General features: G+C 68.7%; 21 protein-coding genes and 2 pseudogenes. 11 read left to right on the top strand and 12 right to left on the bottom strand.

Annotation, left to right across the window (positions count from 1 at the left end):
- The first annotated feature begins 175 nt into the window (after nt 1–175).
- On the top strand, nt 176–1,369 hold the full coding sequence (locus tag ABS78_RS06225; protein WP_293376134.1) for a PLP-dependent aminotransferase family protein: 1,194 nt from the start codon (nt 176–178) through the stop codon (nt 1,367–1,369).
- Between the two features lie 66 nt (nt 1,370–1,435).
- Nucleotides 1,436–3,064 (top strand): GMC family oxidoreductase N-terminal domain-containing protein, encoded by a 1,629-nt coding sequence (locus ABS78_RS06220; protein ID WP_293376132.1) that lies wholly within the window; start codon nt 1,436–1,438, stop codon nt 3,062–3,064.
- 196 nt (nt 3,065–3,260) lie between these two features.
- Here ABS78_RS06220 and secA read toward each other — a convergent pair whose 3' ends face one another.
- On the bottom strand, nt 3,261–6,017 hold the full coding sequence (gene secA, locus ABS78_RS06215; RefSeq protein ID WP_293376130.1) for a preprotein translocase subunit SecA: 2,757 nt from the start codon (nt 6,015–6,017) through the stop codon (nt 3,261–3,263).
- A 281-nt stretch (nt 6,018–6,298) separates the two neighbouring features.
- On the opposite strand from secA, the pseudogene ABS78_RS23895 reads away from it, so the two are divergent.
- Nucleotides 6,299–6,703: pseudogene (locus ABS78_RS23895) on the top strand (class I SAM-dependent methyltransferase); the annotation flags it as partial.
- Nucleotides 6,704–6,791: 88 nt separating this feature from the next.
- Here ABS78_RS23895 and ABS78_RS06210 read toward each other — a convergent pair.
- From ABS78_RS06210 to ABS78_RS06200, 3 genes are all read right to left on the bottom strand, one after another.
- A complete protein-coding gene (locus ABS78_RS06210) occupies nt 6,792–8,543 on the bottom strand; it encodes a GAF domain-containing hybrid sensor histidine kinase/response regulator (protein WP_293376128.1) in 1,752 nt (583 codons plus the stop codon).
- A complete protein-coding gene (locus ABS78_RS06205) occupies nt 8,540–9,724 on the bottom strand; it encodes an FIST N-terminal domain-containing protein (protein WP_293376126.1) in 1,185 nt (394 codons plus the stop codon). Before ABS78_RS06205 ends, ABS78_RS06210 begins: the two co-directional genes overlap by 4 nt.
- Before the next feature lie 142 nt (nt 9,725–9,866).
- Nucleotides 9,867–11,249, bottom strand: a complete 1,383-nt coding sequence (locus ABS78_RS06200; protein ID WP_293376124.1) for a hypothetical protein — start codon at nt 11,247–11,249, stop codon at nt 9,867–9,869.
- 209 nt (nt 11,250–11,458) lie between these two features.
- Between ABS78_RS06200 and ABS78_RS06195 the strand changes: the two genes are divergently transcribed.
- Nucleotides 11,459–12,259 carry a hypothetical protein gene (locus ABS78_RS06195; RefSeq protein ID WP_293376122.1) on the top strand — a complete coding sequence of 267 codons (801 nt, stop codon included), beginning with the start codon at nt 11,459–11,461 and terminating at the stop codon, nt 12,257–12,259.
- A 64-nt stretch (nt 12,260–12,323) separates the two neighbouring features.
- Here ABS78_RS06195 and ABS78_RS06190 read toward each other — a convergent pair whose 3' ends face one another.
- Nucleotides 12,324–12,632, bottom strand: a complete 309-nt coding sequence (locus ABS78_RS06190) for a GNAT family N-acetyltransferase (RefSeq protein WP_293376120.1) — start codon at nt 12,630–12,632, stop codon at nt 12,324–12,326.
- A gap of 60 nt (nt 12,633–12,692) precedes the next feature.
- On the opposite strand from ABS78_RS06190, the gene ABS78_RS06185 reads away from it, so the two are divergent.
- Nucleotides 12,693–13,301: a DUF3617 family protein gene (locus ABS78_RS06185; protein WP_293376118.1), complete on the top strand. Its 609-nt coding sequence runs from the start codon at nt 12,693–12,695 to the stop codon at nt 13,299–13,301.
- A 72-nt stretch (nt 13,302–13,373) separates the two neighbouring features.
- Nucleotides 13,374–13,862, top strand: coding sequence for an SRPBCC family protein (locus ABS78_RS06180; protein ID WP_293376116.1), 489 nt, complete (start codon nt 13,374–13,376; stop codon nt 13,860–13,862).
- Nucleotides 13,863–13,881: 19 nt separating this feature from the next.
- Here ABS78_RS06180 and ABS78_RS06175 read toward each other — a convergent pair whose 3' ends face one another.
- The 6 genes from ABS78_RS06175 to ABS78_RS06150 all read right to left on the bottom strand — a co-directional run bounded on the left by ABS78_RS06175 (nt 13,882) and on the right by ABS78_RS06150 (nt 20,490).
- Entirely contained in the window at nt 13,882–15,072 is a 1,191-nt protein-coding gene (locus tag ABS78_RS06175; RefSeq protein ID WP_293376114.1) for an acetyl-CoA C-acyltransferase, read from the bottom strand.
- 41 nt (nt 15,073–15,113) lie between these two features.
- Complete coding sequence (locus ABS78_RS06170; RefSeq protein WP_293376112.1) at nt 15,114–15,311, bottom strand: hypothetical protein; 198 nt, start codon at nt 15,309–15,311, stop codon at nt 15,114–15,116.
- A gap of 42 nt (nt 15,312–15,353) precedes the next feature.
- Nucleotides 15,354–16,457 carry a tRNA 2-thiouridine(34) synthase MnmA gene (mnmA, locus tag ABS78_RS06165; RefSeq protein WP_293376339.1) on the bottom strand — a complete coding sequence of 368 codons (1,104 nt, stop codon included), beginning with the start codon at nt 16,455–16,457 and terminating at the stop codon, nt 15,354–15,356.
- Between the two features lie 148 nt (nt 16,458–16,605).
- Nucleotides 16,606–17,535: a flagellin gene (locus tag ABS78_RS06160; protein WP_293376110.1), complete on the bottom strand. Its 930-nt coding sequence runs from the start codon at nt 17,533–17,535 to the stop codon at nt 16,606–16,608.
- A 10-nt stretch (nt 17,536–17,545) separates the two neighbouring features.
- A complete protein-coding gene (gene flgK, locus ABS78_RS06155) occupies nt 17,546–19,642 on the bottom strand; it encodes a flagellar hook-associated protein FlgK (RefSeq protein WP_293376108.1) in 2,097 nt (698 codons plus the stop codon).
- A 272-nt stretch (nt 19,643–19,914) separates the two neighbouring features.
- The gene (locus tag ABS78_RS06150) at nt 19,915–20,490 is read right to left on the bottom strand and encodes a TIGR00730 family Rossman fold protein (protein ID WP_293376106.1); all 576 of its coding nucleotides are present in this window, start codon (nt 20,488–20,490) and stop codon (nt 19,915–19,917) included.
- A 184-nt stretch (nt 20,491–20,674) separates the two neighbouring features.
- Here ABS78_RS06150 and ABS78_RS06145 point away from each other — a divergent pair.
- The 3 genes and pseudogenes from ABS78_RS06145 to ABS78_RS06135 form a co-directional block, all read left to right on the top strand.
- Nucleotides 20,675–20,815 (top strand): annotated as a pseudogene (locus ABS78_RS06145) (cold-shock protein); the annotation flags it as partial.
- 246 nt (nt 20,816–21,061) lie between these two features.
- A complete protein-coding gene (locus tag ABS78_RS06140) occupies nt 21,062–21,280 on the top strand; it encodes a cold-shock protein (RefSeq protein WP_293376337.1) in 219 nt (72 codons plus the stop codon).
- Between the two features lie 143 nt (nt 21,281–21,423).
- Nucleotides 21,424–21,993, top strand: coding sequence for a hypothetical protein (locus tag ABS78_RS06135; protein WP_293376104.1), 570 nt, complete (start codon nt 21,424–21,426; stop codon nt 21,991–21,993).
- Nucleotides 21,994–21,996: 3 nt separating this feature from the next.
- On the opposite strand, the gene ABS78_RS06130 is transcribed toward ABS78_RS06135, so the two are convergent.
- A complete protein-coding gene (locus ABS78_RS06130) occupies nt 21,997–22,485 on the bottom strand; it encodes an NUDIX domain-containing protein (protein ID WP_293376102.1) in 489 nt (162 codons plus the stop codon).
- A gap of 81 nt (nt 22,486–22,566) precedes the next feature.
- Between ABS78_RS06130 and ABS78_RS06125 the strand changes: the two genes are divergently transcribed.
- On the top strand, nt 22,567–22,827 hold the full coding sequence (locus tag ABS78_RS06125; protein WP_293376100.1) for a hypothetical protein: 261 nt from the start codon (nt 22,567–22,569) through the stop codon (nt 22,825–22,827).
- Between the two features lie 174 nt (nt 22,828–23,001).
- Complete coding sequence (locus ABS78_RS06120) at nt 23,002–25,017, top strand: elongation factor G (RefSeq protein WP_293376098.1); 2,016 nt, start codon at nt 23,002–23,004, stop codon at nt 25,015–25,017.
- The last annotated feature ends 4 nt before the right edge of the window (nt 25,018–25,021 follow it).

The raw sequence follows: 25,021 nt of genomic DNA, 5'->3' as shown, positions 1-25,021 counted from the left end.
AGGCCTGCGTCATGAGCCGCCGGACCCCGCAGTCTTCGCAGGTAGCCGCCCCCCTTACGGGGGTCTGCGAGGCCATGCGCGGCTGATCCGCCGCCACCGCCCGACGATCCCCGCCACACGCGGATGGATCGGCCGGGCGACCTCTCCATCCGCAACACGCCGATGGAGACTTTCGATGAACATCTGGACCGACCGTTTCAGCCACCGGATGACGCGCGTGCGCGCCTCCGAGATCCGCGAGTTGCTCAAGCTCCTGGATCAACCCGACGTCATCTCGTTCGCCGGCGGCATCCCCGATCCCCAACTCTTCCCCGCCGAACGGATGAGCGCGCTGTTCGCCGAGGCGGCGGCCGAGATCGGGGGGCGGGCGTTGCAGTATTCGGTGACCGAAGGCCTGCCCGAGCTGCGCGAATGGATCGCGGCGCGGATGGCCGCGTCGGGCGCGCCATGCGGTGCGGACAACGTCCTGATCACCACCGGCTCGCAGCAGGCCCTGGACCTGATCGGCCGGCTGTTCCTGAACCCCGGCGACACGGTCCTGGTGGAGCGCCCCACCTACATGGGCGCCCTGGGAGCCTTCAACGCCTGCGAACCCGCCTACGCCGATCTCGACGGCGACACGCGGCCGGGGGCGCGGCTGGCCTATGTGGTCCCCGACTTCGCCAACCCCACCGGCCGGAGTCTCGACCTCGCCGGGCGCGAGCGACTGCTGGACCTGGCCCATGACCACGGCCTGACGATCGTCGAGGATGCGGCCTATCGCGACCTCCGGTTCGGGGACGGCGAGCTTCCCTCGATCCTGGCGCTGGACGCCGCGCGTAGCGGCTCGGTCGAGGCGGGACGCACGCTCTACTGCGGCACCTTCTCCAAGACCCTCTCGCCCGGCCTGCGCCTGGGCTGGGTGTGCGCGCCGCGGGCGGTGATCGAACGGCTGATCCTGCTGAAGCAGGGCGCCGACCTTCACGCTTCGACCATCAACCAGATCGTGACGGCCCGCCTGCTGGAGGGCGACTACGAGGCGCACCTGCGGCGTCTGCGGGTCGCCTACGCCGCACGCTCGGAAGCGATGCAACAGGCGCTGTCGCGGCATATGCCGATGGGGGTGACGTGGACCTCGCCCCGGGGCGGCATGTTCACCTGGGTCGAGCTTCCCGACGGCCTCGACGGGGCGATGCTGCTGGAGGCCGCGCTGACCGAGGAACGGGTCGCCTTCGTGCCCGGCGCGCCGTTCTTCGCCACGGCGCCGCGCGCGGCCTCGCTGCGGCTCAGCTTCTCGCTGCCTTCACCCGAGGTGATCGACGAAGGCGTGCGCCGCCTGGGCCGGGCCATCGCCGCCCGTGTAGCCCCTCGCCTGCGCGCAGCCGGCTGACCTCCGCACGACGGGACGGGCGGGACAGGACTGGCGACGGCGACCCGTTTCGCGCATGAACGACCGATGGCTCAGGCGGATTCCCTCGACGGCGAGTACGACTACATCGTGGTGGGCGCCGGATCGGCCGGATGTGTCGTCGCCAACCGCCTGTCCGCCGACCCGCGCAACCGGGTGCTGCTTCTGGAAGCGGGCGGGCGGGACGACTGGATCTGGTTTCACATCCCGGTCGGCTATCTGTTCGCCATCGGCGACCCACGCTCGGACTGGCTGTTCGAGACCGAGCCCGAACCGGGGCTGAACGGGCGCGCGCTGAAGTACCCGCGGGGCAAGGTGGTGGGCGGCTCCTCGGCCATCAACGCCATGATCTCCATGCGCGGCCAGGCCGCCGACTACGACCACTGGCGGCAGTTGGGGTTGCCCGGCTGGGGCTGGGACGACGTGCGGCCGGCGTTCCGGCGGCTCGACGACCATTTCCTGGGCGAGAGCGAGCATCATGCCGTGGGCGGCGAATGGCGGGTCGAGCCTCCCCGCGTGCGGTGGGCGGTGCTGGACGCCATCGCACGCGCGGCCAACGAAATGGGCGTGCCATCCACGCCGGACTTCAACACGGGCGACAATACGGGCGTCGGCCTGTTCCACGTGAACCAGCGACGCGGCCTGCGATGGTCTGCGGCGAAGGGGTTCCTGGCGCCGGCGCTCAAGCGGTCGAACCTTCGCCTCGTGACCGGCGTCCAGGTGGAGCGCGTGCTGTTCGACGGACGACGCGCGACGGGGGTCGCCTGGCGAGGGCCGGGCGGGCGGGCCACCGCCCGGGCGGGGCGCGAGGTGATCCTGTCGGCCGGCTCGATCGGCTCGACCCAGATCCTTCAACTCTCGGGCGTCGGGCCGCGCGACTGGTTGGCGGAAAGCGGCGTCCAGGTCATGCTGGACCGCCCCGGCGTGGGACGCAACCTGCAGGACCATCTCCAGCAGCGGGCCATCTATCGGGTCAGCGGCGTGCCGACGCTGAACGAGCGCTACCACAACCTGATCACGCGCGGGCTGATGGGCGCGGAGTACGCCCTGTTCCGCACGGGCCCGCTGACCATGGCTCCCTCGCAGCTCGGCATCTTCACCGTCTCGTCGCCAGACCACGAGCGACCCAACATCCAGTTCCACGTCCAGCCGCTGTCGCTGGACCGGTTCGGCGAGCCCCTCCACCGCTTCCCGGCGGTGACGGTGGCGGCGTGCAATCTGCGGCCCACCTCACGCGGGACGATCCGGCTGCGCTCGGGCGATGCGGCCGACGCGCCCCGGATCGCGCCGAACTACCTGGACACCGACGAGGACCGGAGGGTGGCGGCGGACGCCATCCGGGTGACCCGCCGGCTGATGGCCCAGCCGGCGATGGCCCCGTTCGCTCCACGGGAGCACCTGCCCGGACCGGCCGTGGGCGACGACGACGCATCCCTGGCGAAGGCGGCGGGCGAGATCGGAACCACGATCTTCCACCCCGTGGGCACGGCCAAGATGGGGTTGGAGTCCGACCCGCTGGCGGTCGTGGACGCGCGCCTCCGGGTGATGGGCCTTCAGGGGCTCCGCGTCATCGACGCCTCGGTGATGCCCACCATCACCTCCGGCAACACCAACACCCCGACCATCATGATCGCCGACCGCGGCGCCGGCTTCGTGCTGGAGGACGGGCGAAGGTGACCTTCCTTTCCCCCGCAGTGGGAGAGGGGGACCGCCCGCCGAGGCCGCAGGCCGAAGAGCGGGTGGTGGAGAGGGCAAGCCTCATCCACGGAATTGCGATCCGACCTGTTGAGCCCTTGGCCGACTGATCCGCCCTGCCGGCCGCTTTCCCCTCCCACCCCTTCCCACTTGATGGGAAGGGAACGGCGCTCCGCCCTCAGACCAGCGCGCCGTGGCAGTGCTTGAACTTCTTGCCCGAACCGCAGGGACAGGGCTGGTTGCGGCCGGTGTCCTCCCAGCCGTCGGGCAGGGCCGAGATCGGCAGCGCCTGGCGTTGGGCGGCCGCGACACCGTCCGGGACGCCGCCCTCGACTTCGTTTTCGCCGGTGAAGGGGTCGAGGTGGACCTCGAAGGTCGGCTGAGGCGGCGGCTGAGCCGGCTCCTCGAACGCGATCTCGACGTTCATCAGCCAGCGGGTCGTGGTCTGCCGGAGATCGACCAGCAGCTTCTCGAACAGCGAAAAGGCCTCGGTCTTGAACTCGTTCAACGGGTCGCGCTGGCCGTAGCCGCGCAGGCCGATCACCGTCCGCAGGTGATCGATGTGCATCAGATGCTCGCGCCATTGCAGGTCGATGGTCTGCAACAGGAAGCTCTTCTCGACCATGCGCATCCGGTCCGAGCTGAGCAGCGCCTCGCGCTCGGCGACGCGGGCGTCGGACGCCTGGGTGATGCGCTCCTCGATCTCCTCGTTGGCGATCCCCTCCTCGGCCGCCCATTCGGCGATCGGCAGGTCGAGACCGAGGTAGTGCTGGACCTGGGCCTTCAGGCCCTCGACGTCCCATTGCTCGGCGTAGGCCTTGGGCGGCAGGTGCCGGTTCACGAGGTCGGCGATGGTCTCGGTGCGGAACTCCGCGATGATTTCCGAGAGATCCTGAGCGTCCATGAACTCCTGGCGCTGCTCGAAGACGGCCTTGCGCTGGTCGTTGATGACGTCGTCGTACTTGAGCAGGTTCTTGCGGATCTCGTAGTTGCGCTGCTCGACCCGCTTCTGGGCGGTGGCGATGGCGCTGTTCAGCCACTTGTGAGTGATCGCCTCGCCTTCCTGCACGCCGAACGTCCGCATGATCGCGTCCAGCCGGTCGCCGGCGAAGATCCGCAGCAGGTCGTCCTCGCACGAAAGGAAGAACTTCGACTGGCCCGGGTCGCCCTGGCGACCCGTGCGTCCGCGGAGCTGGTTGTCGATCCGCCGGCTCTCGTGGCGCTCGGTGCCGAGAACGAACAGGCCGCCGGCGTCCAGGGCCTGCTTCTTCAGGTCGGCGATGTCGGCTTCGATCTTCGCCTTCTGGGACAGCGCCTGTTCGGGCGTGGGTTCGGCGCCCGCGTCGATCTGCGCCTCGCGCCAGGCGGCCAGGCGCATGTCGATGTTGCCGCCGAGCTGAATGTCGGTGCCGCGGCCGGCCATGTTGGTGGCGATCGTCACGGCGCCGGGCACACCCGCGTCGGCCACGATCCCGGCTTCCTGCTCATGGAAGCGGGCGTTCAGCACGCTGTGCGGAATGCCGCGGATGGTCTTGCCGTCCTTCTCGAAGGAATGGGCCTTGAGCAGTTCCGAGAGCTGCTCGGACTTCTCGATCGTGACCGTGCCCACCAGGATCGGCTGACCTCGGAGATAGCACTCCTCGACCTGCTTCACGATCGCCTGGTTCTTCTCGAGGTTGGTCCGGTAGACCTCGTCGTCGTTGTCGATCCGCTGGATCGGCCGGTTGGTGGGGATTTCCGCCACGTCCATCTTGTAGATGTCCATGAACTCCTGGGCCTCGGTCGAGGCCGTGCCGGTCATGCCCGACAGCTTGGCGTAGAGGCGGAAATAGTTCTGGATGGTGACCGAGGCCAGCGTCTGGTTCTCGGGCTGGATGACGGCGTCTTCCTTGGCCTCGATGGCCTGGTGCAGCCCTTCCGAAAGCCGGCGGCCGTGCATCATGCGGCCCGTGAACTCGTCGATGAGGATCACTTCGCCCGCGCGGACGATGTAGTCCTTGTCGCGCACGTACATGACGTTGGCGCGGAGCGCCTGGTTCACGTGGTGGACGACCGAGATGTTGGCCGCATCGTAGAGGCCGGCGGAATCCTCGGCGAGGTGGCCCGCGGCGGCCATCATCTCCTCGACCTTCTCCGAACCTTCCTCGGTCAGCATCACCTGACGCTGCTTTTCGTCGTGCTCGTAGGTGGACGGGTCCTTGACCAGCTCCTTCACGATGCCGTCGACGGTCCGGTAGAAGTCCGACTTGTCGTCGGTGGGGCCCGAGATGATGAGCGGGGTGCGCGCCTCGTCGATCAGGATCGAGTCCACTTCGTCGACGATCGCGAAGTTGTGGCCCCGCTGGACCATGTCGGCCTTCTCGTAGACGAGATTGTCGCGGAGATAGTCGAAGCCGAATTCGTTGTTGGTGCCGTAGGTGATATCGGCGGCGTAGGCGGCCTGGCGCTGGCCCTGGGAAAGGCCGTGGACGATCACGCCGACGGTCAGGCCGAGGAAGCGGTAGACCTGCCCCATCCACTCGGAGTCGCGCTGGGCCAGGTAGTCGTTGACCGTGATGACATGGACGCCCTTGCCCGCGAGCGCGTTCAGGTAGACGGGCGACGTGGCCACGAGCGTCTTGCCTTCGCCGGTGCGCATCTCAGCGATGCCGCCCTTGTGCAGGATCATGCCGCCCACGAGCTGGACGTCGTAGTGACGCTGGCCCAGGACCCGGCGGGACGCCTCGCGGACCACCGCGAACGCCTCCTCCAGGATCTGATCGAGGGTCTCGCCCTTGTTCAGTCGTTCCCGGAACTCGACGGTCTTGCCGCGCAAGGCCTCGTCGGACAGCGCCTGTATCTGGGGCTCCAGCGACGCGATCCGGGCGGTGCGCGCCTGCATCGACTTGACCTTGCGGTCGTTGGAGTTGCCGAAGAACCGTTGGAAAATGCTCAAGGGAAGTGTCCGTTAGGCGACAAGAGGCCCACGCCCCGCCGGTCGGAAGGCGCTCTTCTGGGGCGTGGGTGACTTAAGGACTGCCCCCCGCCAAGTCAACGCGACGGGCGGAAGCAGACCTTGACTTGATCACCCTCGGCCGCCCACGCTGAACAGGTCATGAAGGCTTGAGCACCCCATAGGCGCCGCGGACACCGCAGGCCAAAGCCACGCGTAGGGCTTTCCCTTGCGCGCCATGTCTTCTGACTCCAAAGAGACACACATGCTCCAAAGAGACACACATGCCGTCAGACACGACGACGAACCGCTACGGCTCCATAGCGGCCGAGATCTACGACATCGACAAACCCCTCCTGGCCCTGCCCGACACCCGTTTCCACCTCGAACGGTTCCGGGGGTTCTGTCGTCCGATCCTGGAGCCCGCCTGCGGGTCGGGCCGGACGCTCCTCCCATTCCTCCAGGCCGGGCTGGACGTCAGCGGCTTCGACCCCAGCCCGGAGATGCTGGAACGCTGCCGGGTCCGTTGCGCGGAGGCGGGATATGGACCCGACCTGTCTCGCCGCCGATACGGGGACTTCGCCTATCCACGCCGGTTCGGCGCCATCGTCATTCCCGTCGGCTCCTTCACCCTGATCGACGACTTCGCCACGGCCATGTCGGTGTTGACGCGCTTCCGCGATCATCTCGAGCCCGGCGGCGTGCGGTCCTCCCTGGGCTCGCGTCATTGTGAATGCTTGGCGGGTCCGCTCACGGATCCCACTCCTGCGGACGCACTCAGGAGGCCGACGCCGTCGCGGGCCAGGCGTGCGCCGCCACCGATGTCAGCGTCAGCATGGTGTCGATCAGGCGGTGAGGATCGATGGGCTTGGCCACGTGAGCGGTCGATCCCGCAGCCAGCGCCTCCTCTACGTGGTGCGTCATGGCGTTGGCCGACAGTGCGATGATCGGGGTTGCGCCCGCGCCGACGGCCCGCTCCATCTCACGAATGCGGCGGGTCGCGCTCAGGCCGTCCATCACCGGCATCTGGAGGTCCATGAGCACGATGTCGAAGGGTGCGGCGGCGAAGGCCTCGACGGCCTGCGCCCCGTTCTCGACCACCACAGTCCGCGCCTGGATGGCCTCCAGCACCATGCAGACGATGGCGCGGTTGTTGGGATTGTCCTCGGCGACGAGGACGTTCAACGCCGCGGCGCCCGGCGACCCGAGTACGGTCGAAGACTCCTGGAGCATCGGCGCCTGAGCGGCGCGGGCCGGAAAGCGGAAGGTGAAGGTCGAGCCCTCGCCCGGCGCCGACCGGCAGGCGATGTCGCCGCCCATCATCCCGGCGAGGGTGCGCGACAGGGCCAGTCCCAGCCCGCTCCCGCCGAACCGCCGCGTCACCGAGCCGTCAGCCTGTTCGAAGCGCTCGAAGAGACGGGCGGCCGTCTCGGCGTCGAAGCCCACGCCGGTGTCGCGGACCTCGAGCGTCACGAAGCCCTCGTCCACCGACAGGCTGACGCCGACCTCGCCGTGTTGCGTGAACTTGACGGCGTTGGAGAGGAGGTTGGCCGCCACCTGGCGCACCCGCGCGACGTCGCCCGTGAACCAGCCGTGAGCGGCGGGCGCCACCCGGAGGTCGAAGGCGAGACCCTGCGCCTCGGCCCGGATGGCGAAGAGGTCGAAGGTCGAAGCCAGGGCGGACGGAAGCTCGAAGGGCGCTTCTTCGAGGGTCAGGCGGCCCGACTCGACCTTGGCCAGATCGAGAATGTCGTTGAGCAGCCGCTCCAGCGCCCGACTCGAATCCACGATGAGCTGGGCCATCTCCTTCTGGCGGCCCTGCAACCCACTTTCGGCCAGCAGCACCGCCACGGTGGTGACTCCGTTCAGGGGTGTGCGGATCTCGTGGCTCATGTTGGCCAGGAAGCGCGACTTGGCCTCGCTGGCTTCGACCGCCTGGCTTCGCTCTGTCTCGGCCACATGGGCGGCCTGGGCCAACCGCCGGCGCTGGGCGGCGGCCAGGGTCTGCGAAACGAAGATCCCGAGCCGCGATACGAGGCGCAGGTCGGCCGGGGAATAGGCGCCGTGCCCAGCGGAGGACAGCACCAGCAGCCCCGGCCCGGCGCCGGCAGAGATGGGGGCGTAGATCGCGCCCTTCAGGGGCCGCAAGCCGCCCCCGTCTGCGCGCGTCCCCATGCCGGACCACTCCGGCGCCCGCGCCTCGTCGGGAACCACGGCGGGCCGCCCGTCCGCGACGCGGCGGAAGAAGACGCCGGCCGGCCATTCGCAGCCCACGGCCGCCGCCTCGGTCGACGCGATGCAGACGAAGCGATCCTCCCGGAGCTCCAGGAACATGGCGCGATCGAACGCCAGCGCTTCGGCGATCAGCTCGAACGCCTTGGCGATCAGGGTCTCCGGCTCCTCGTGAGCCTGCAACGCGGCGATCCCGTTCAGGGCGAGGTCCTGCTGGCGCAGGCGCTGCTCCTGCGCGGCGAGTTGCTGCCGGGCCGACGCCAGGGCTTCGCGCAGCTGTTCGACGTCCTCGGTCATCCGAACGCGAGGGCCGAGACCATCAGGTTTCCGTGACGGTTGCAGTGATCGACGATGGCGCCCTGCTCCCCGAAGGTGAAGGCCCCCAGGAACGGCGCCCCGGGCATGGCCCGGCGCACCTCATCCACCACCTGATCCATCGCGTCGCGCACGTGGAGCATGCAGCCGCCACAGTAGATCACGAGGCCGCCCAGGCTGGCCGCTCCGGCCCAGCCTCCCATGGCGCAGGCGTCGTTCACTACGAGACCGGCGCGCTTGACCAGCGACTCGGGAGAGCCCCGCATCAGATGCACCCGATCTCCGCCCTCGATGCCGGTGAACAGGGAGAGGTCGCCGCTCAGGCCCAGCATGGCTGGATGCGACAGCACATACAGAGGGACGCCGTTGGAATCGCCCGCCACGCGGCCCAGCGGCGTGGGCGTGCTCTTGGCCAGGATCATGCCGTGGTCGGTCGAACCGACCGCGCCGCCGGTCCACTCGCTGTAGACGGCGGCGGCGGGCCGGCCGTCGATCTCCAGGATCTGGCGGCCCGAGGCCTGGGTGACGACACCCGCATCGCCTGTAGGCGCATAGCCGCTCTGGAAGGCGACGCCGTGGCGCGCGGAGGGGAACAGGGCCGCCACGACGACGTGATCTTCCAGCACCTCGGCCCCGGCGAATTCACGCCAGCGGCCGGCGATCTCGTGGTCTGCGGCGCTGCCGCCGATGATGGGGCACCCCCGGCCGACTACCGACTCTATGCCCGCGATCACCGCTTCCTCGTCGCCCGGCGGCTGGCAGCACCAGACCAGCAGCGGCGTCTCGAAATCGCGGCCGGCGGCGCACAGCGCCCGTTCCATCGCCGCCGCACCGGCGGCTAAGGGATCGTCGCCGATGGACGCGGATCCCACGCCATAGTCCCCCTCGGGATCGATTACGCCCAGCAAACCGACGGCGCCGCCCGGCCCGGCGTGGAATCCGGCCTCGGTCATCACCCCGCCACACGAGGTTCCCCCCGCGAGCGGAGCGCCGGGGAAGACGGCCGTCAGGGCCTCGACCAGCGCCGGAACCGCCAACTCCTCGGTCGCATACACGAGCACGAGAGCCGGTTCGTCGCCCAGGGCGGCGCGGAGCCGACCTGCCGCCTCGTCGGCGGCGCGCCGGGGATCGGGCTGGAGGCTGTAGGCGGAAGCGATCTTCACGGGCGTCTCACTGTCAATTCAGCAAGATCGGACAGCGAGCCCTAAGAAACGACTATCGTGGCTGGAAAATCCACAGTCTCGCGACGGCGACCGACTTCGGAAGCGAAGGCCATCGCAAGGCCCGCTCGACGCCGTTCTGCGATCATCGCCACCTCGACGGCTCGTCGTCGGAGAGCGTGAAGCCAAAAGGCGCGACAGCCATTCCTCCCGCCTTCCCAACGTCGGCGAAGCGCCAGTGATCGACAATGTAACGATCACCGAACTGGTTCATGGCCTGGACCTGACGATCCGTCAGGGTCGCACTCGGGCCCAGTTTGGATTCATTGTAGCGAACCTGGCCATCCGGTGATCGCAGGACGTGGTCAGCGACCGTATACTCCTTCGGCTTTGAGACCGGCTTGAGATAAACCCGTGCCTGCTGCTGCAGAATATCGTCGTCGCGCGCCACGGCCTTCAATCCCGACATGACTTCACCGAAGTTTCCTTTAATTTTACTAGGAAAATTACTGACCTTATTCGTGAGGTATCGAGAAGCCACACCTCCCAACAAGCCACTGAGCTGCGCAGAACGAAGCGCATTGTCGAAGGATACGTCATCACCCCGGACAAAATCCTGAAGCACGGAGGTGGTGGCTCCGCCTGAAGCGCCGCCCGCTGTCGCGCCGGCATATCGCGTGGCGAGGCCTCCCAGCGCGCCGCCGACAGCCGCGGCGGCCATCTCTCTCAAGTCTGTTTGTCGGCCAGTGAGCATGTCGCCGACATACTGGTCCGTCGCACCCGCTCCAGCGCCCCCTACCACCGCCAACTTCGTAAGTCCGAGAGGATCAGGCCCGTACTTGATGCCAAGCTTCTGCGCCTGCGCCGCCCCCCTCGATAGCGCTGGCGTAAGCGCCGGCGCCACCGAGGCGCCCGACCTCGCGGCCCGAAAAACCCTCGGAGCCAGCACGACGGCGCTTCGTGCGACCGCGGGAGCTCCCATAGCCGCCAGACTTCCCACCATACCGACCGCGCGGCCGCTGTTTCGCGCTAACCCATAGTGTCTCGCGTCATACTCGTCGTCTGCTCGTTTTTGCTCCATATTCGCCTGATAGTTCTGTGCAAAATTGCGTAAACCCTCTTCGGCCAACGCATCCCCGGCAGCGAGAACCCGGTCGGCGAGACCGAAAGTGAACTCATCCGCCGCACCACTCACCGCAGCGCGAAGCTGCTCCTTCGCACTCCCCGATGACGTGGAGGGCTTGGCGGCGGCGACGGGTCCCGGCCCCGATGACGGTGACACCGCCTTGGGACTTGGCTTCACAGGCGCAGCGGAAGTGACGGGACGCGGCTTGGACTGAAGCGCCGCCTTCGTCATATCGATCCTGCGCGCGACGTCCCGACCGAGGTCGATGACTTCCGCGGTCGTACGCGCCTTGACCTGCTCACCTTTGCGGATCGCCTCGGCGTAGGCCTGCACGCCAAGGCCGTATAACTTGCTAGCGCCTTGGCGGAGTTGCGCGTTTCGCTCCTGCATCCACAGGTCCATACCCGAACGCCCACGTTGGCTGGCCGCCATACCTACCCCCTTCGAAATCCGAGAATGTGCCAGCGGGCAAAAGCCGAAGACCCTGCGCTGCAAGGAAAATTGCTTGGCCTACAGGCTGACTAGAACGAACAACGGTAGATTAAATACGTTCGCTTGTCAAGAACAAATAGTGAACATATGCTTCGTCTCGCGATCTCTCGGAGGGGTGGATGAACGGACTTCTTTTTGCGGCCGCCGCCGGCGCCTGCGGCGGCGCAGTCGGGGTGGGCGTCGCGTGGCTGGCGGCGCGCATCCTCGGGCGGCGCCCACAGTGGCTGTCGATCGTTCCCTGGGTCTGTATTGCGATCGCCATCTCAATCGTGCGGATCTTCCAGCCGGCGGCGGGGTACGACGCCCTGAGGGAGCTGGATAAGACCGCCACCGTGGCCGCGATCAAGACGCACCATCCCGAAGACTACGCGCGGCTGGCGGCCAGCGTCCGCAGGCTGGCGCCGTCGGGCGCGCGCGAGGACCTCAACGCCGCCGTATCCGCGGTGGTGACCGACGTCATACGCCGGGAACGGCCCAAGGCCGACGAAGAGAGCAGCGCGGCCCTGCTCGGCGTTTCGCGGGAACAGGCCCGCGCGCTGCGCGACGTCGATCCCGCAGGCTGCGTGGCGTTCATGGAAGGGCGGGGCGCGCCGGCGAGCCTGGCGAAGGTGTGGACGGCGCAGATGGTGGCCCGGGACCTCGAGGCGAGCGGAAGACTGTTGGCGCAGGCCGCCACGAGTCCCGCGCCTCCGGCCGCCCCTCTCACCGAGGTCGAACTGCTGCAACTCTCGCGGGATGCGGCGCTTCGCCTGCCCGAGGCGGATCGCGGCGCAGTGGCGGCGATGCTCAGCGAAGGCCGGGAGCCGGCGTCGGAGGCCGAGCATCGGTCGATGTGCGACTTCGTCCTGGCCGTCGCCGATGTAGCGCTCGACAGACCGCCTGCCGGATCTCTCGTCCGACGGCTTTGGGCCAGACCCTAGACGCGGGTCTACGCGACGAGGTCGCGGTGTTGGGGTCTACGCGACGAGGTCGCGGTGTTGGGGTCTACGCGACGAGGTCGCGGTGTTCGGGACTGCGCCGGAGCCAGGCGGCGGCATAGCCGCAGATGGGCGTGATGCTGAGGCCGCGGCGGCGAGCCTCGTCGGCGACGGCCTTCATCAGGCGGCCCGAAGCCCCGCTGCCCCGCAGCGGCGGCGGGCTGAACACGTAGTCGATGTAGAGGCGTCCGCCGACCGTCCCTTCGCTGGCCCCTTCGTCGGCCAGGCGATAGTCCGCGTAGGAGGTCAGGCCCTGTTCGTCCATCTCGAAGCGGGCGCCCGTATCGCGAAGCTCCCCCTGAGCGGTGTCTGTCATTGATCGGCCCTCTTCACTGGCTCTACGCTGAGCCTGAGGAACGATATCGGAGAGAGTAGGATGCATCGCAAGTTCACCATCCGCAGCTGGCGGACCACCGGCCGGGTCGCCGCGGTCGGCGCCGTGGCCGCCCTGGCGCTGGCCGCCTGTCAGAAGAAGGACGAGGCGACCGCGAAGGGCGACGCCGCAGCGGGAGCGCCCGCCGCGTCGGCGTCGCTGCCGGCCGACCCCGCGCAGTTCAAACGCAAGCCCGGCCTCTGGAACCAGACCATGACGTCGGACGGCGCCACGCAGACCATCAAGCTCTGCACCGACGAAGCCACCGAGGCGAAGTTCTCCCTGGTCGGCCAGCAGATGAGCGAGGAGATGTGCCCGCGGAACATCATCACGCCGAAGCCGGGCGGCTGGACGTTCGAGAGCGAGTGCAGCATGGGCGGTATGGGCACGTCGGTCACCAAGGGCGAGGCCACCGGCGACCTGAACAGCCGCTATACGATCAAGGCCACGGTGGTGACCACCGGCTCGTCGATGCCGCAGGCCAACGGCACGTCGAAGATGGAGATCACCGCCGTCCGCGAAGGGGATTGTCCCGCCGGGATGAAGCCCGGCGACATGACCCTGCCCGGCGGCATCACCATGAATCTCAACTCGATCCCGACCGGGAAGTGACGATTCTCCACGCGGGGCTGTCGGAGCCCGACAGCCCCGCGCGTCCTCGGGTCACAGGCAAGGAGACAACAGATGGCCCAGAAGATCGACATCGCCCCGAACAACGATCGCGAACTGGTCCTGGCGCGGATCATGGACGCCACGCCCGAACAACTCTTCAAGGTCTGGACGACGCCCGAGCGGTTTCCCGAATGGTTCTGTCCGCAGCCCTGGCGCGCCGAAGTGACGAAGATGGAGCTGAAGCCCGGCGGCGCCAGCAACAACACCATGTACGGACCGGACGGCGAGGTGTTCGAGAACAAGGGCGTCTATCTCGAGATCGCGCCCAACGAGAAGATCGTCTTCACCGACGCCTTCACCGAAGGCTGGGTGCCGGCCGAGGACGGCGGAATGATGACGTGCGTCCTCACCTTCGAACCCCGGCCCGACGGCAGGACGCTCTATGTCGCGCGCTGCGGCCATCCCACGGTCGAGAAGCTGAAGCAGCACGAGCAGATGGGATTCCACGAAGGGTGGGGTATCGTCGCCGAACAGTGCGAGGCGATCGCCAGAACCCTCTGACGGTTCCGTACGAGCGGGCCTACGCCAGTTCCACCGCCATGGCCGTGGCCTCGCCGCCGCCGATGCACAGGCTGGCCACGCCTCGCCTGCCGCCCCGGGCTTCCAGGGCGCTGAGCAGGGTGGCCAGGATGCGGGCGCCGCTGGCCCCGATAGGGTGGCCGAGCGCGCAGGCGCCGCCGTTGACGTTCAGCTTCGCCCGATCGATCCCCAGTTCGCGCTCGGCGATCATGGCCACGACGGCGAAGGCCTCGTTCACCTCGAACAGGTCGACGTCGTCCACGCTCCAGCCGGCGCGCGCCAGGGCCTTCCGCATGGCCGGGACCGGCGCGGTCGTGAAGAGGCCCGGCTCGTGGGCGTGGGCCGCGTGGCCGGCGACGCGCGCCAAGACCTTGATCCCCAGCCTGCGGGCCACGCTCTCGCGGGTCATCACCAGGGCCGCCGCCCCGTCGCTGATCGAACTGGCGTTGGCCGCCGTGATGGTGCCGTCACGGGCGAAGGCGGGCCTGAGCGTGGGGATCTTGGCCGGGTCGGCCTTCAGCGGCTGCTCGTCGTGTTCGACCACCGTCTGGCCCTTGCGGTCGCTGACGGTCACGGGGACGATCTCGCGGGCGAACGCGCCACTTTCCGTGGCCGCCCTCGCCTTGCTCAGGCTGGCGATGGCGTAGTCGTCCTGGGCCTCGCGGGTGAACTGGTAGGTTCGGGCCGTCTCCTCGGCGAACGACCCCATCAGCCGGCCCGGCTCGTAGGCGTCCTCCAGGCCGTCCAGGTACATGTGGTCGTACAGGGTGTCGTGGCCGATCCGGGCGCCGCCGCGATGGCGGGCCGACAGGTAGGGCGCGCCCGTCATGCTCTCCATGCCGCCGGCGACCACGACGTCGACCGAACCGGCCGCAAGGGCGTCGTGCGCCAGGATCGCAGCCTGCATGCCCGAGCCGCACATCTTGTTCACCGTGGTCGCCTGGACCGACTTGGGCAGGCCCGCGCCCAGCGCCGCCTGCCGCGCCGGCGCCTGACCCAGACCCGCGGGCAATACGCAGCCCATCAGAATCTGCTCCACCGCCTCGGGCGCCGCGCCGGACCGCTCCACGGCGGCCTTCACTGCCGCTGCGCCGAGTTCCGTGGCCTTGACGCTGGAGAGCGCACCCTGGAAGCCGCCCATAGGCGTGCGGGCGTAGGCGGCGATGACCACGGGATCGGAGGTGCTGCTCATGCCCGGAAGATAGGTTCCCGGCCGACGAAAGCCAGCCGCCGCTACGGCGCCCTCGTGGTGATGTCGCAGTACGGGCCGCCGTCGCGGATGGTCTTGTTGCGATAGATCACCGCCCCGACCAGGTTCGGCTGTTGGCCGATCGCCGCACACAGTTCGGGGAACAGTTCGGAGGGAACCCACAGACAAGGCGCGCGCGGATCCTCGTCGATGGCGATGTCCACGAGTTGGCGGATGTCCATGACCTCAGTCTACGACGTTTCCCGCACGCAGAAGAGGGCGGATCAGGCGTTGCGCACAGTGGCCGCGATGAAACCGCCGCCCAGCACGCGGGTGGGAGCCTCGGGCGCGTAGAAGACGCAGGCCTGGCCGGGCGCAACGCCTTCCTCGGGCATGTCGAACACCAGGCCCGGAGCCCCGCCCACCGCCGCCAGCCGCCCCGGAACCGGCTCGCGGGTGGAGCGCACGCGCGCCAGCACGGGCCGTCCCGCCTCGCAGGCGGCTTCGATGGAGGCGCCGTCGCCGATCCAGTTGGTTTCCTTGAGGCCCAGCGCCCGGGTCAGCAGCGCCTCGCGCGGACCCACGACCACCTGCCGCGCATCGGCGTCGATGCGGACGACGAACAGCGGGTCCCCCACCGCCACGTTCAGCCCGCGGCGCTGTCCGATGGTGTAGCGCGTCACGCCTTCGTGCCGGCCCAGCACCCGGCCGTCCATATGCACGATGTCGCCCGGCTCGGCGCCATGCGGGCGCAGGCGATCGATGACCGTGGTGTAGCGGCCCTCGGGTACGAAGCAGATGTCCTGGCTGTCGGGCTTGTCGGCCACCGCCAGCCCCAGTTCGGTCGCCGCCGCGCGCACCGCGGGCTTGGGCAGCCCGCCCAGGGGGAAGCGCAGGTACTCGAGCTGCTCGCGCGTGGTGGCGAACAGGAAGTACGACTGGTCGCGCGCAGGATCGACGGCGCGGTGCAGTTCAGGTCCCGCCGGCCCGATCTCGCGACGTACGTAGTGACCAGTGGCCATCGCCTCGGCCCCCAGATCGCGAGCCACGTCCAGCAGGTCGCGGAACTTCACGGTCTGATTGCAGCGGATGCAGGGGATCGGCGTTTCGCCCCGCAGGTAGGCGTCGGCGAAGTCCTCGATCACCTGTTCGCGGAACCGGCTCTCGTAGTCCAGGACGTAGTGGGGAATCCCGATGGCGTCGGCGGCGGTGCGCGCGTCGTGGATGTCCTGGCCCGCGCAGCAGGCGCCCTTCTTCTGGATCGCCGCGCCGTGGTCGTAGAGCTGGAGCGTCACGCCCACCACGTCGTAGCCCGCCCGCGCGAGCAGGGCGGCGGTCACGGTGGAGTCCACCCCGCCCGACATGGCCGCCACGATCCTGGCGCCCATCGGCAGCCGCACGGCCTCCCGCGCGGCCCGGATCAGGCCGTCGCTCAGGCGGTCGGTCGCCAGGCCCGGGGTCGCCAGGCCCGGGGCGGTCACGGGTGCGCTCATGGCGGCCATATAGTCCTCTCCCCCGCTCATGGGGAGAGCGGGCCTACTTGAGGATGTTCAGCAACGACGACTCCCGCAGGGCCTGGAACACATAGGCCGCCGACTGCACGGAGAGCTGCGCGGTCTGGAGGTCGGCCGCCGCCTGGGCCATGTCGGCGTCGGTGATGTTGCCGATCATGCCCGCCAGGGCGTTCTGGCGGCTGACGAGATCCTCGCCCACGGTCTCGAGGCGCTTCTGGTTGGTGCCGTTCTGCGCCGCCTTGAGGGTGACGTCCGAGCGGACACTGTCCCACGCCGCGAGCTGGCCTTCCAGAAAGGCTTTCTGCGCGTCGGTCATCGCACCCTCGAAGGGGCCGTCTGGGCCGGTATTGAACGTCTGGAACGCCTGGAGGGCGTTCAGCATGTCGGTTCCGATCTCGTTCGAGAGGAAGCCCGTCGTGATCGTCGTCGCCTCGTCGACCTTTGCCTTCACACGGAACTGGTCGTTGCGGAAGAAGTCCGCGACCACCGCGGGCGGGTTGAGGCCGCTCAAGCTCGTCAGCTCCACCGGGCGCGTATCGACCTGTCCACCTGCGAACAGGTACTTGCCGCCGTAGCGGGCGTTCATCGCCTCGACCGCGTTGCGGAGCTGGGCCTCCACGTCCTCCACCAGGGTGTCGACGCGGCCTGAGGCCAGGGCGTCGGTGAACGCCTGCCGGATCGACTGCGCCGCATCGGCCACCCGCACCAGCGCCGTATCCTGGGTGGCGAGCTTGTCGGTCAGCAGCTTGCTCTGCTCCTGGAAGGCGCCCAGCCGGGTCTGGACCGTCCGCATGGCCGCCAGCAGTTCGGCGTCCGGGGCGTATTCCTTCAGATTGCTGCCGTTGCGCTGCGTGGCGACGCGATTGCCGGCCTCCATCTGGCGCTGCTGGGCGGCCAGCAGGTTGGTGAGGACGGCGGAGTAGTTCCCGGGGGTGGTGACGCGCGTGAACATGCTGGGCTCCTCAGACCATGTTGACGAGCACGTCGAACAGCTCGCTCGTGGCCTGGATCATGCGGGCGGAGGCCGCGAAGGCCTGCTGATAGGTGGTGAGATTCACCAGCTCCTCGTCGAGATTCACGCCCTCGACCGATTGGCGCCGGTTGGTGGCCTCGCGCGCGACCGATTCCGCGCTGGCCTTGCGGGTCTCGGCGGCGGCGGCCGCCCGGCCGATCCCGCCGCTGAACTCCGAGGCGTAGCGACTGAGCGTCATCGTCACCTGGCCCAGGCTGCCGGCGGCCTGGAACAGGGTGCCGACCTCGCCCGTCACCGCGATGTCGCGGGCGCCCTGGCCATCGCCCGGGCGCACGGCGATCTGTCCTACCGCGGCCGTGAGGTCGAGCTTGCCCATCGACATCTTGGTGGGGTCGGACTGTAGAGCGGAATTGACGTCGAACCGTCCGGCCCGCGCCGATCGCTCGATGACGCCCAGGCCGAAGAGCTGGCTGATCGAGGGGCCGCCGGCCCCACGCGAGGTGTTGTCGCTGTTGACCGACAGGGTGGCGTTCAGGGGAGACGAGCCCGAGAACGAAAGCACCCCGTTCGCATCCAGGCTGAACGCGCCGTAGAGCCCGACCCCCGTGGACGAATTGTTCAGGGCGTTCAGCAGGTCGTTCATCGTCCCGCCCGCGGGCACGCTGATCGTCACGTCCCGGATCGGCCGCCCGTCAGGGTAGGACAGACGGAAGGAGATCGGGTCGCCGGTAGTGAAGCCGTGCGGGCTCGCGCCGGTCAGTCCCGTCGCGTAGTTGCTGAAGCCATCGGCCTTGATGAGGTCGTTCAGGCCGAAGAAGTGCGAGAAGGCCCGCCCGGCCTTCTGCGACGTGCCCTCGTCGATCGCGAGACCATTCGGAGCCGTGGCGTTGAGTGTGAGGGCGCCGTTTGTGAAGTTGGCCGAGCCTGCGCCGCCCAGGGCGGTGTTGAGGCCGGCCAGGAAGGTCGCCGGCGTGAACGCGGCGCCCGCGCCGCCGTCCACCGATATGGTCCCGGCGGTGAAGTCGATGGCGATCGAACGTTGCAGCACGCCGGTGGCGCTCACTACAGCGAGCGTGGTGGTCCCGGTGAAGCCGCTCACCGCCGTGGGCAGGTCGAGGCCGGTGTTGCGACCGGAGAACGTGCTGAGCGGTGGATAGGCGGCGGCGGCGTTGTGGGCGGCGTTCAGCCGGTCCACCGCCTTGCTCACGAACTCGCCGAGCTGGTCGTACATCTTCGGCAGTTCGACGTCGCGCAACTCCATCAGGCCGCGCAGTTCGCCGCTGACGATCTCGATCGGCTGGTCGTTGGTGCTGCCGCCTGCACGAGCAGTGATGTAGCTGGGCGTGGAGTCGCTGGTCACATAGGTCAGCTTCGCCGGCTGATCCCCCGCCAGCAGCACGCCCTCGGCCGACCGCACGTCCACGCCGCCGCCGTTGCGCTGGGCGATCCGGATGTTCATCAGCCCCGACAGCTCGTCGAGGAGCTGGCTCTGAATGTTCTCCGAGCCCGAGGCGTCGGCGCCCAGCAGGCTGGCGCGCTTGATGTCGGCGTTGAGCACGCTGATCTGGTCGAGAAGCTGGTTGGCCCTTTCGACCGCCGCAGCGGCGCGGGTCTCGACCGTGTCGGTGAGAGCCACGATCTGGCTGTTGATCCGGTCGGCCTCGGTGAGGAAGTCCTCCACGTTGGCCAGCGCCTGGCTGCGCAACAGGGTCGACGACGGATCGTCCGCGGCCGTGGCGAAGGCGGCGAAGATCTTGTCCAGGCGATTGAAGAAGAAGCCGTCGCTGGCGGGATTGCCGAACAGGCTCTGGGCGTTGTCGATGTATTGCGACACCGCCGACCAGCGGCTGGCGTCCGACGCGGCGGTCAGCGAGGCGAGTTGGAGGTACTGGTCGGTGATCCGCTCGACGCCGTTGATCTTCACGCCCATGCCGGCGCCGTTGACCACCAGGGATTCCTGGACAACCGCCTTCCGGACGTACCCGGGCGTGTTCACGTTGGCGATATTGTCCGACACGGTGCGCAGCGCCGCCTGAGCGGCGTTCAGGCCGGACGTGGCCGTGCGGAGGGTGGCGGTCAGCGACATGGATTAAGGCTCCGCCCGGCAAAGGCTGACGCATGACCCGGCGAATTCTGCCGGGACATTGGTGAACGCGCGCGCGTCAGACCGAAAATTCCTCAATAATTTCAGCATGACCCTTCCATGGACCTGTTCAAGTCCGCGTGCAGCGGCGCAAGACCGGCGCCAGTTCGCGGAGCCGCGCCAAACGGCGCAGCACGCCGGCCATCCACAGAGGAGAAAAGGCGCCGGCCGCCTTCAGGCGGCCGCATGGTCACGGAGAGGACAGACGCCAGGCCTCAGGGCTTGGTCGTGCTCCACTTCGGCGGCGGCGGCGCGTATCCGCCGAAGGCCTCCAACGCGGCCTCGGTGCTGTCCGCATAGACCAGCATGTCGACATAGGGCTGTCCGATGAAGCCGTTGTCGGCCATGTGCTGGATCGTCTTCCGCATCGGATCGTAGTAGCCCGCCACATTCACGAAGCCGCAGGGCTTGGCGTGGATGCCCAGCAGGGCCCAGGTCCACTGCTCGAAAATCTCCTCAAACGTTCCCGGGCCGCCCGGCAGGCAGAGGAAGCCGTCCGACAGTTCGGCCATCTTCAGCTTGCGTTCGTGCATCGAGCGCACGACGTGGAGTTCGGTGAGGCCGCGGTGCGCGATCTCCTGGTTCACGAGGTCTTCCGGCATCACGCCCAGGACTTCGCCCCCGGCCGCCAGGGCCGCGTCGGCCACCGCGCCCATGAGACCCACCTTGCCGCCGCCGTACACCAGGGTGAGCCCCGCCTGCGCCAACACGGTCCCGCAACGCACGGCTTCATCGAGAAATCTCGGGTCGGCTCCGGGCGCCGAGCCGCAGAATATGCAGATGCTTTTCAAAGGTCTGTCCCCGGAGGGCCGCCGGCTGAGAGGGGCGCTCCCTTATTCCGATTGAGGTGGCTTGTCACGACCGCTGGCCTAAGGCCAAATCCACAGCTACAAATCGAACACGGCTCGTCAACGCGATTGGCCGGGCGCGCGCATATGCGCGGCGTGGGACTTCTATCTCGGTAGGTTGCGACGAATGGCGAGCGGTACGGTTAAGTGGTTCAATACGGCTAAGGGTTTCGGTTTCGTTCAGCCCGACGATGGCGGCGCGGACGTCTTCGTTCACATCTCTGCCCTGAACCAGGCGGGCCTCGACAGCCTCAATGAAGGCGACAAGGTCGACTATGAACTCGAACAGGACCGTCGGTCCGGCAAGCTGGCGGCCACGAGCATCGTGGTGACCGAGCAGGGCGCTCCCGCGCCTCGCCGCAGCGGCGGCTTCGACCGCGGCGATCGCGGCGGCTATGGCGGCGGCGGTGGCTACGGTGGTGGCGGCGGCTATGGCGGCGGTGGCGGCTACGGTGGCGGTGGCGGCGGTCGCTTCGGCGGCGGCGGCGGCGGCGATCGTCCTCGCGGCGCGGTGATGGGCTCCGGCTCCGGCGAAGTGAAGTGGTTCAACCCCACCAAGGGTTTCGGCTTCATCAAGCCCGAAGGCGGCGGCCAGGACATCTTCGTCCACATCTCGGCGGTCGAGCAGGCGGGCCTGTCCGGCCTCAACGAGGGCCAGCGGGTCAACTTCGACCTCGAGCAGGATCGCCGCAGCGGGAAGACCTCGGCGACCAACCTCAAGGTCACCGGCTAATATTTCAGGGCCCGCCTCGCGCGGGCCCTTTTTCACAGGCTGCGGCCGCGACGCGACGGACGGGTTTCCCGACCGAACGCTGAACTGCGCCCTGTTACATGCGTTGCATTCGCTCGATCGGGAATGGATCTCGTGGAGCCTTCATGCACGCTCTTCTATGTATGACCGCCTGCGTCGCCGCTGCCTCCGGCGGGTTCCTGGCGCAGGGCGATCCACCGGCGGAGGGCACGTCTGACGTCCCGGAGGTCGCCGCCACGCCCACGACGCCGCCGGTAACCATTCCGGGCTCTGTGGCGGAAGCTGTCGGCCCGCCGGTCCTCGCCCTGACACCGGCCCCCGCGGTCGAGCCGGTCTCGCCCGTCCATCCCGCCGCCGTGGCCATGCCGCCGCCCGCCCCGGTCGAAGCCGGGATTGCGCCTCTCATGCCCGATACGCCCGCCGACCGCCCGCCGGTTCTGATCGAGAAGGAGAACGAGGGCGGCGGATTGGTGGACGCCCTTGGCGGCGCCGCAGGCGGTCTTGCGGGCGGGGCCGCTGGGGCCGCGGTCGCCGGCCCTGTCGGCAAGTTCGCTGGCGGCTATCTCGGCCGCCGCCTGTTCAAGGGCTTGTTCGGCAAGGATGACGCCCCGCAGGTCACCGCCGTGCCGCAACCGCCAGCCGCAACCGATGCGGGACGAGCCGCCGTCGATGTGGTTCACGACGCGGAACGATGAATCTCACCAGGGAATCGACTCCGGTTCAGTTGGAAGTCGCCCCGAGAGCACACCCGGAAGGCGGTCGGCGAGACCCGGCGGAAAGACGCGCTCGCCCGTCCGCGCCAAGTCTCCATGGCTCCACCACCGGATGTCGTCGACCAGGTCGCGCTCCAGCGCCGTCCATCCGCCGCGATCCGGCTCGCCGCCGCCGCAGCGGGCGACGATGTATTGCTCCTTCAACAGCGTCACCTGGGGCAATCGCAGGACGCCCTGCCGGAGCCAGACCACGGGCCCCAGTTCGAAGTCGGTGATCCCCGTCTCCTCGCGGATTTCGCGCGCCGCGGCTTCCGCATAGGTCTCTCCCGGCTCGACCCCGCCGCCGATCGTGAACCAGGCTCCTCCGGCCGCGCCCGGCAGTCGGCCGTTCATCAGCAGAATCCGGTCGCGGCGATCCAGCAGCACCCGTGCGGTGGGGCGCACAACCATAGGCTCCGAGGTCTGATCCGACATGTGACGCGCCGCTAGCGAAGGCTTAAGGGCTGCCGGCCGATCATCCGGCGCAGTGTCCCGCGTACGGGGGAGAGCCCTCGAATGACCGACGAAGTCTCGACCAGCAAGCGCGATCTGATCGCGCGTGTCGCAACACTGGAGCTCCTCGTCTCGGACCTGGTCCACATCCTGTGGCGGCTCGACCCCGCGGGAATGGAGAAGCTCGCCGCCGACGCGGCCCACGACGTGGAGATCGGCCATACGCGGATCGCCCTGCCAGTGGGCGACCATCAACGCGAGCGGCTTCATACCGTACTGACCCGCCGCCGCCGGACGCTCGGCCGGCGGCCGGCGGCCGGTTGAGCCTCACGCCTTCGTGACGCCGTCCGCCCGCGGTTCCGGGCGTAGGGTTTTGCGTAGTGGGCGGCGTCGTCTGGCCCCTCGCCGGTCGCCGACCGCCTGAACCTGAGCGCAGGGCGCTTCGACATCCCGCATGACGGGCGCCCTCGGCGCCATCGGTGATGGGAGAACGCGACCATGGCAATCCGAGACACGGGGTCGGTTCGGGCGCTTGCGCTCGTCGGCCCCACCAGTTCGGGCAAGACCGCCCTCATGGAGGCCCTGCTTCAGGCGGCCACCGGCCAGGCGATCCGGCCCGGCGAAGTCGGCGACTCCAGCCCCGAAGCCAAGGCCCGGGGGCATTCCGTGGAGTTGAACCTCGCCGGCTTCGACTTCATGGGCGACCGCTACGTGGTCGTCGACTGCCCCGGCTCGCTGGAGTTCTGCGCCGAGATCGATCCCGCGCTGCCCGCCGTGGACCTGGCCATCGTCGTCGCCGATCCCGACCCGGGCAAGGTCCCCCTCCTCCAGCCCACCCTCCGCGAACTGGAGCATCTGGGCGTCCCTCACGCCCTCTTCATCAACAAGATGGACCAGGCCCGCGGCGCGCTCAGCGAGCTTCTGGAGGCGTTGGCGCCCGTATCGTCCGCGCCGCTGGTGGCGCGCCAGATCCCGACCTGGAGCGGCGACAAGGTCTCGGGCTACATCGACCTCGCCCTCGAACGATGCTTCGTCTATCGCCCCGGCAAGCCGTCCGAGCAGATCGACATCCCGGGCGACCTCCGACAGGAGGAAGCCGACGCCCGCTTCCACATGCTGGAGCAGATGGCCGACTTCGACGACGAGCTGATGGAACAGCTCCTGTCCGACGTCACGCCCAGCCGCGACACCGTCTTCGGCGACCTGGTCCGGGAGATGAACGAGGGCCTGATCGTTCCGGTCTTCTTCGGCTCGGCCCAGAACGGCTTCGGCGTCCGCCGGCTGTTGAAGGCGCTGCGCCACGAAACGCCGCCGCCCGCCCGGGCCGCGGACCGCATCGGGATCACGACCGGCGCCTATGTCATGAAGACGGCCTACGCCGGCCAGTCCGGCAAGCTGGCGTACGCGCGAATCTTCGGACAGAGCCTCACCGACGGCGCCGACCTGGTCCTGCCCGACGGCGCGCACAGCCGCGCGGGTGGCGTATCGCAGATCCAGGGCTCGGCCCTGCGCAAGATCGGCGAGGCCGCGATCGGAGAGATCTGCGCCATCGGCAAGGTGGAACAGGCCGGCGCGGGACAGATCCTTTCGACCTCGGGCCGGCCGCAGGCCGTGCGCGCCGCCGTGCGTGCGCGGCGGCCGCTGTTCGCCGTGGCCCTTGCGGCGAAGAACCGAAACGACGACGTCCGCCTCTCGGGCGCGCTCGGCAAGCTGGTCGAGGAAGACCCCGGGCTATGCCTCACCCACGACGCCGAGCAGCGGCAGGTGCTGCTGTCGGGCCAGGGCGAGGGTCACGTGCGGCTGTCGCTGGAGCGGCTGAAGCGGCGTTTCGGCGTCGATATCGACACCCTCCAGCCCCGGACACCCTACCGCGAGACCATCGCCCGAGGCGTCCAGCAGCGCTCGCGCCACAAGAAGCAGTCGGGCGGCCATGGACAGTTCGCCGACATCACCATCGAGGTCCGGCCCCTGCCCCGCGGTTCTGGCTTCGTCTTCAACTCGAAGGTCGTCGGCGGGGCGGTGCCGAAGCAATGGATTCCGGCGGTCGAGACCGGTGTGCGCGACGGCCTGGCGAAAGGCCCCAAGGGCTTCCCGGTGACCGATCTCGAAGTCACCCTTCTGGACGGTCAGACGCACAGCGTGGACTCGTCCGAAATGGCCTTCCGGACTGTGGGGCGCCTCGCCATCGAAGAGGCGTTGGCGTCGACCGGTTCGGTCCTGCTGGAACCGATCGAGAAGCTGACGGTCTATTCGCCCTCGCCCAGCGCCTCGAACGTCACGTCGGCGCTGACCGCCCGACGCGGCCAGATCCTGGGCCTGGGGCCGCGCGAGGACTGGCGCGGCTGGGAGCGCATCGAAGCCTACCTGCCCCAAAGTGAGCGACAGGGCCTGATCGCAGAACTCCGCGGCCTCACCCAGGGACTGGGCGCCTTCGAAGCCGACTTCGACCACATGAGCGAATTGCACGGCCGGCTGGCGGACGAAGCGGCGGAAGGCGCCAGACCCGGCGCCTGAGGCC

The sequence above is a fragment of the Phenylobacterium sp. SCN 70-31 genome (genome assembly GCF_001724605.1).
Taxonomy (GTDB): domain Bacteria; phylum Pseudomonadota; class Alphaproteobacteria; order Caulobacterales; family Caulobacteraceae; genus Phenylobacterium.
The sequence above is the reverse complement of the archived record's forward strand: the minus strand, read 5'-3'. Positions and strand labels throughout refer to the sequence as shown.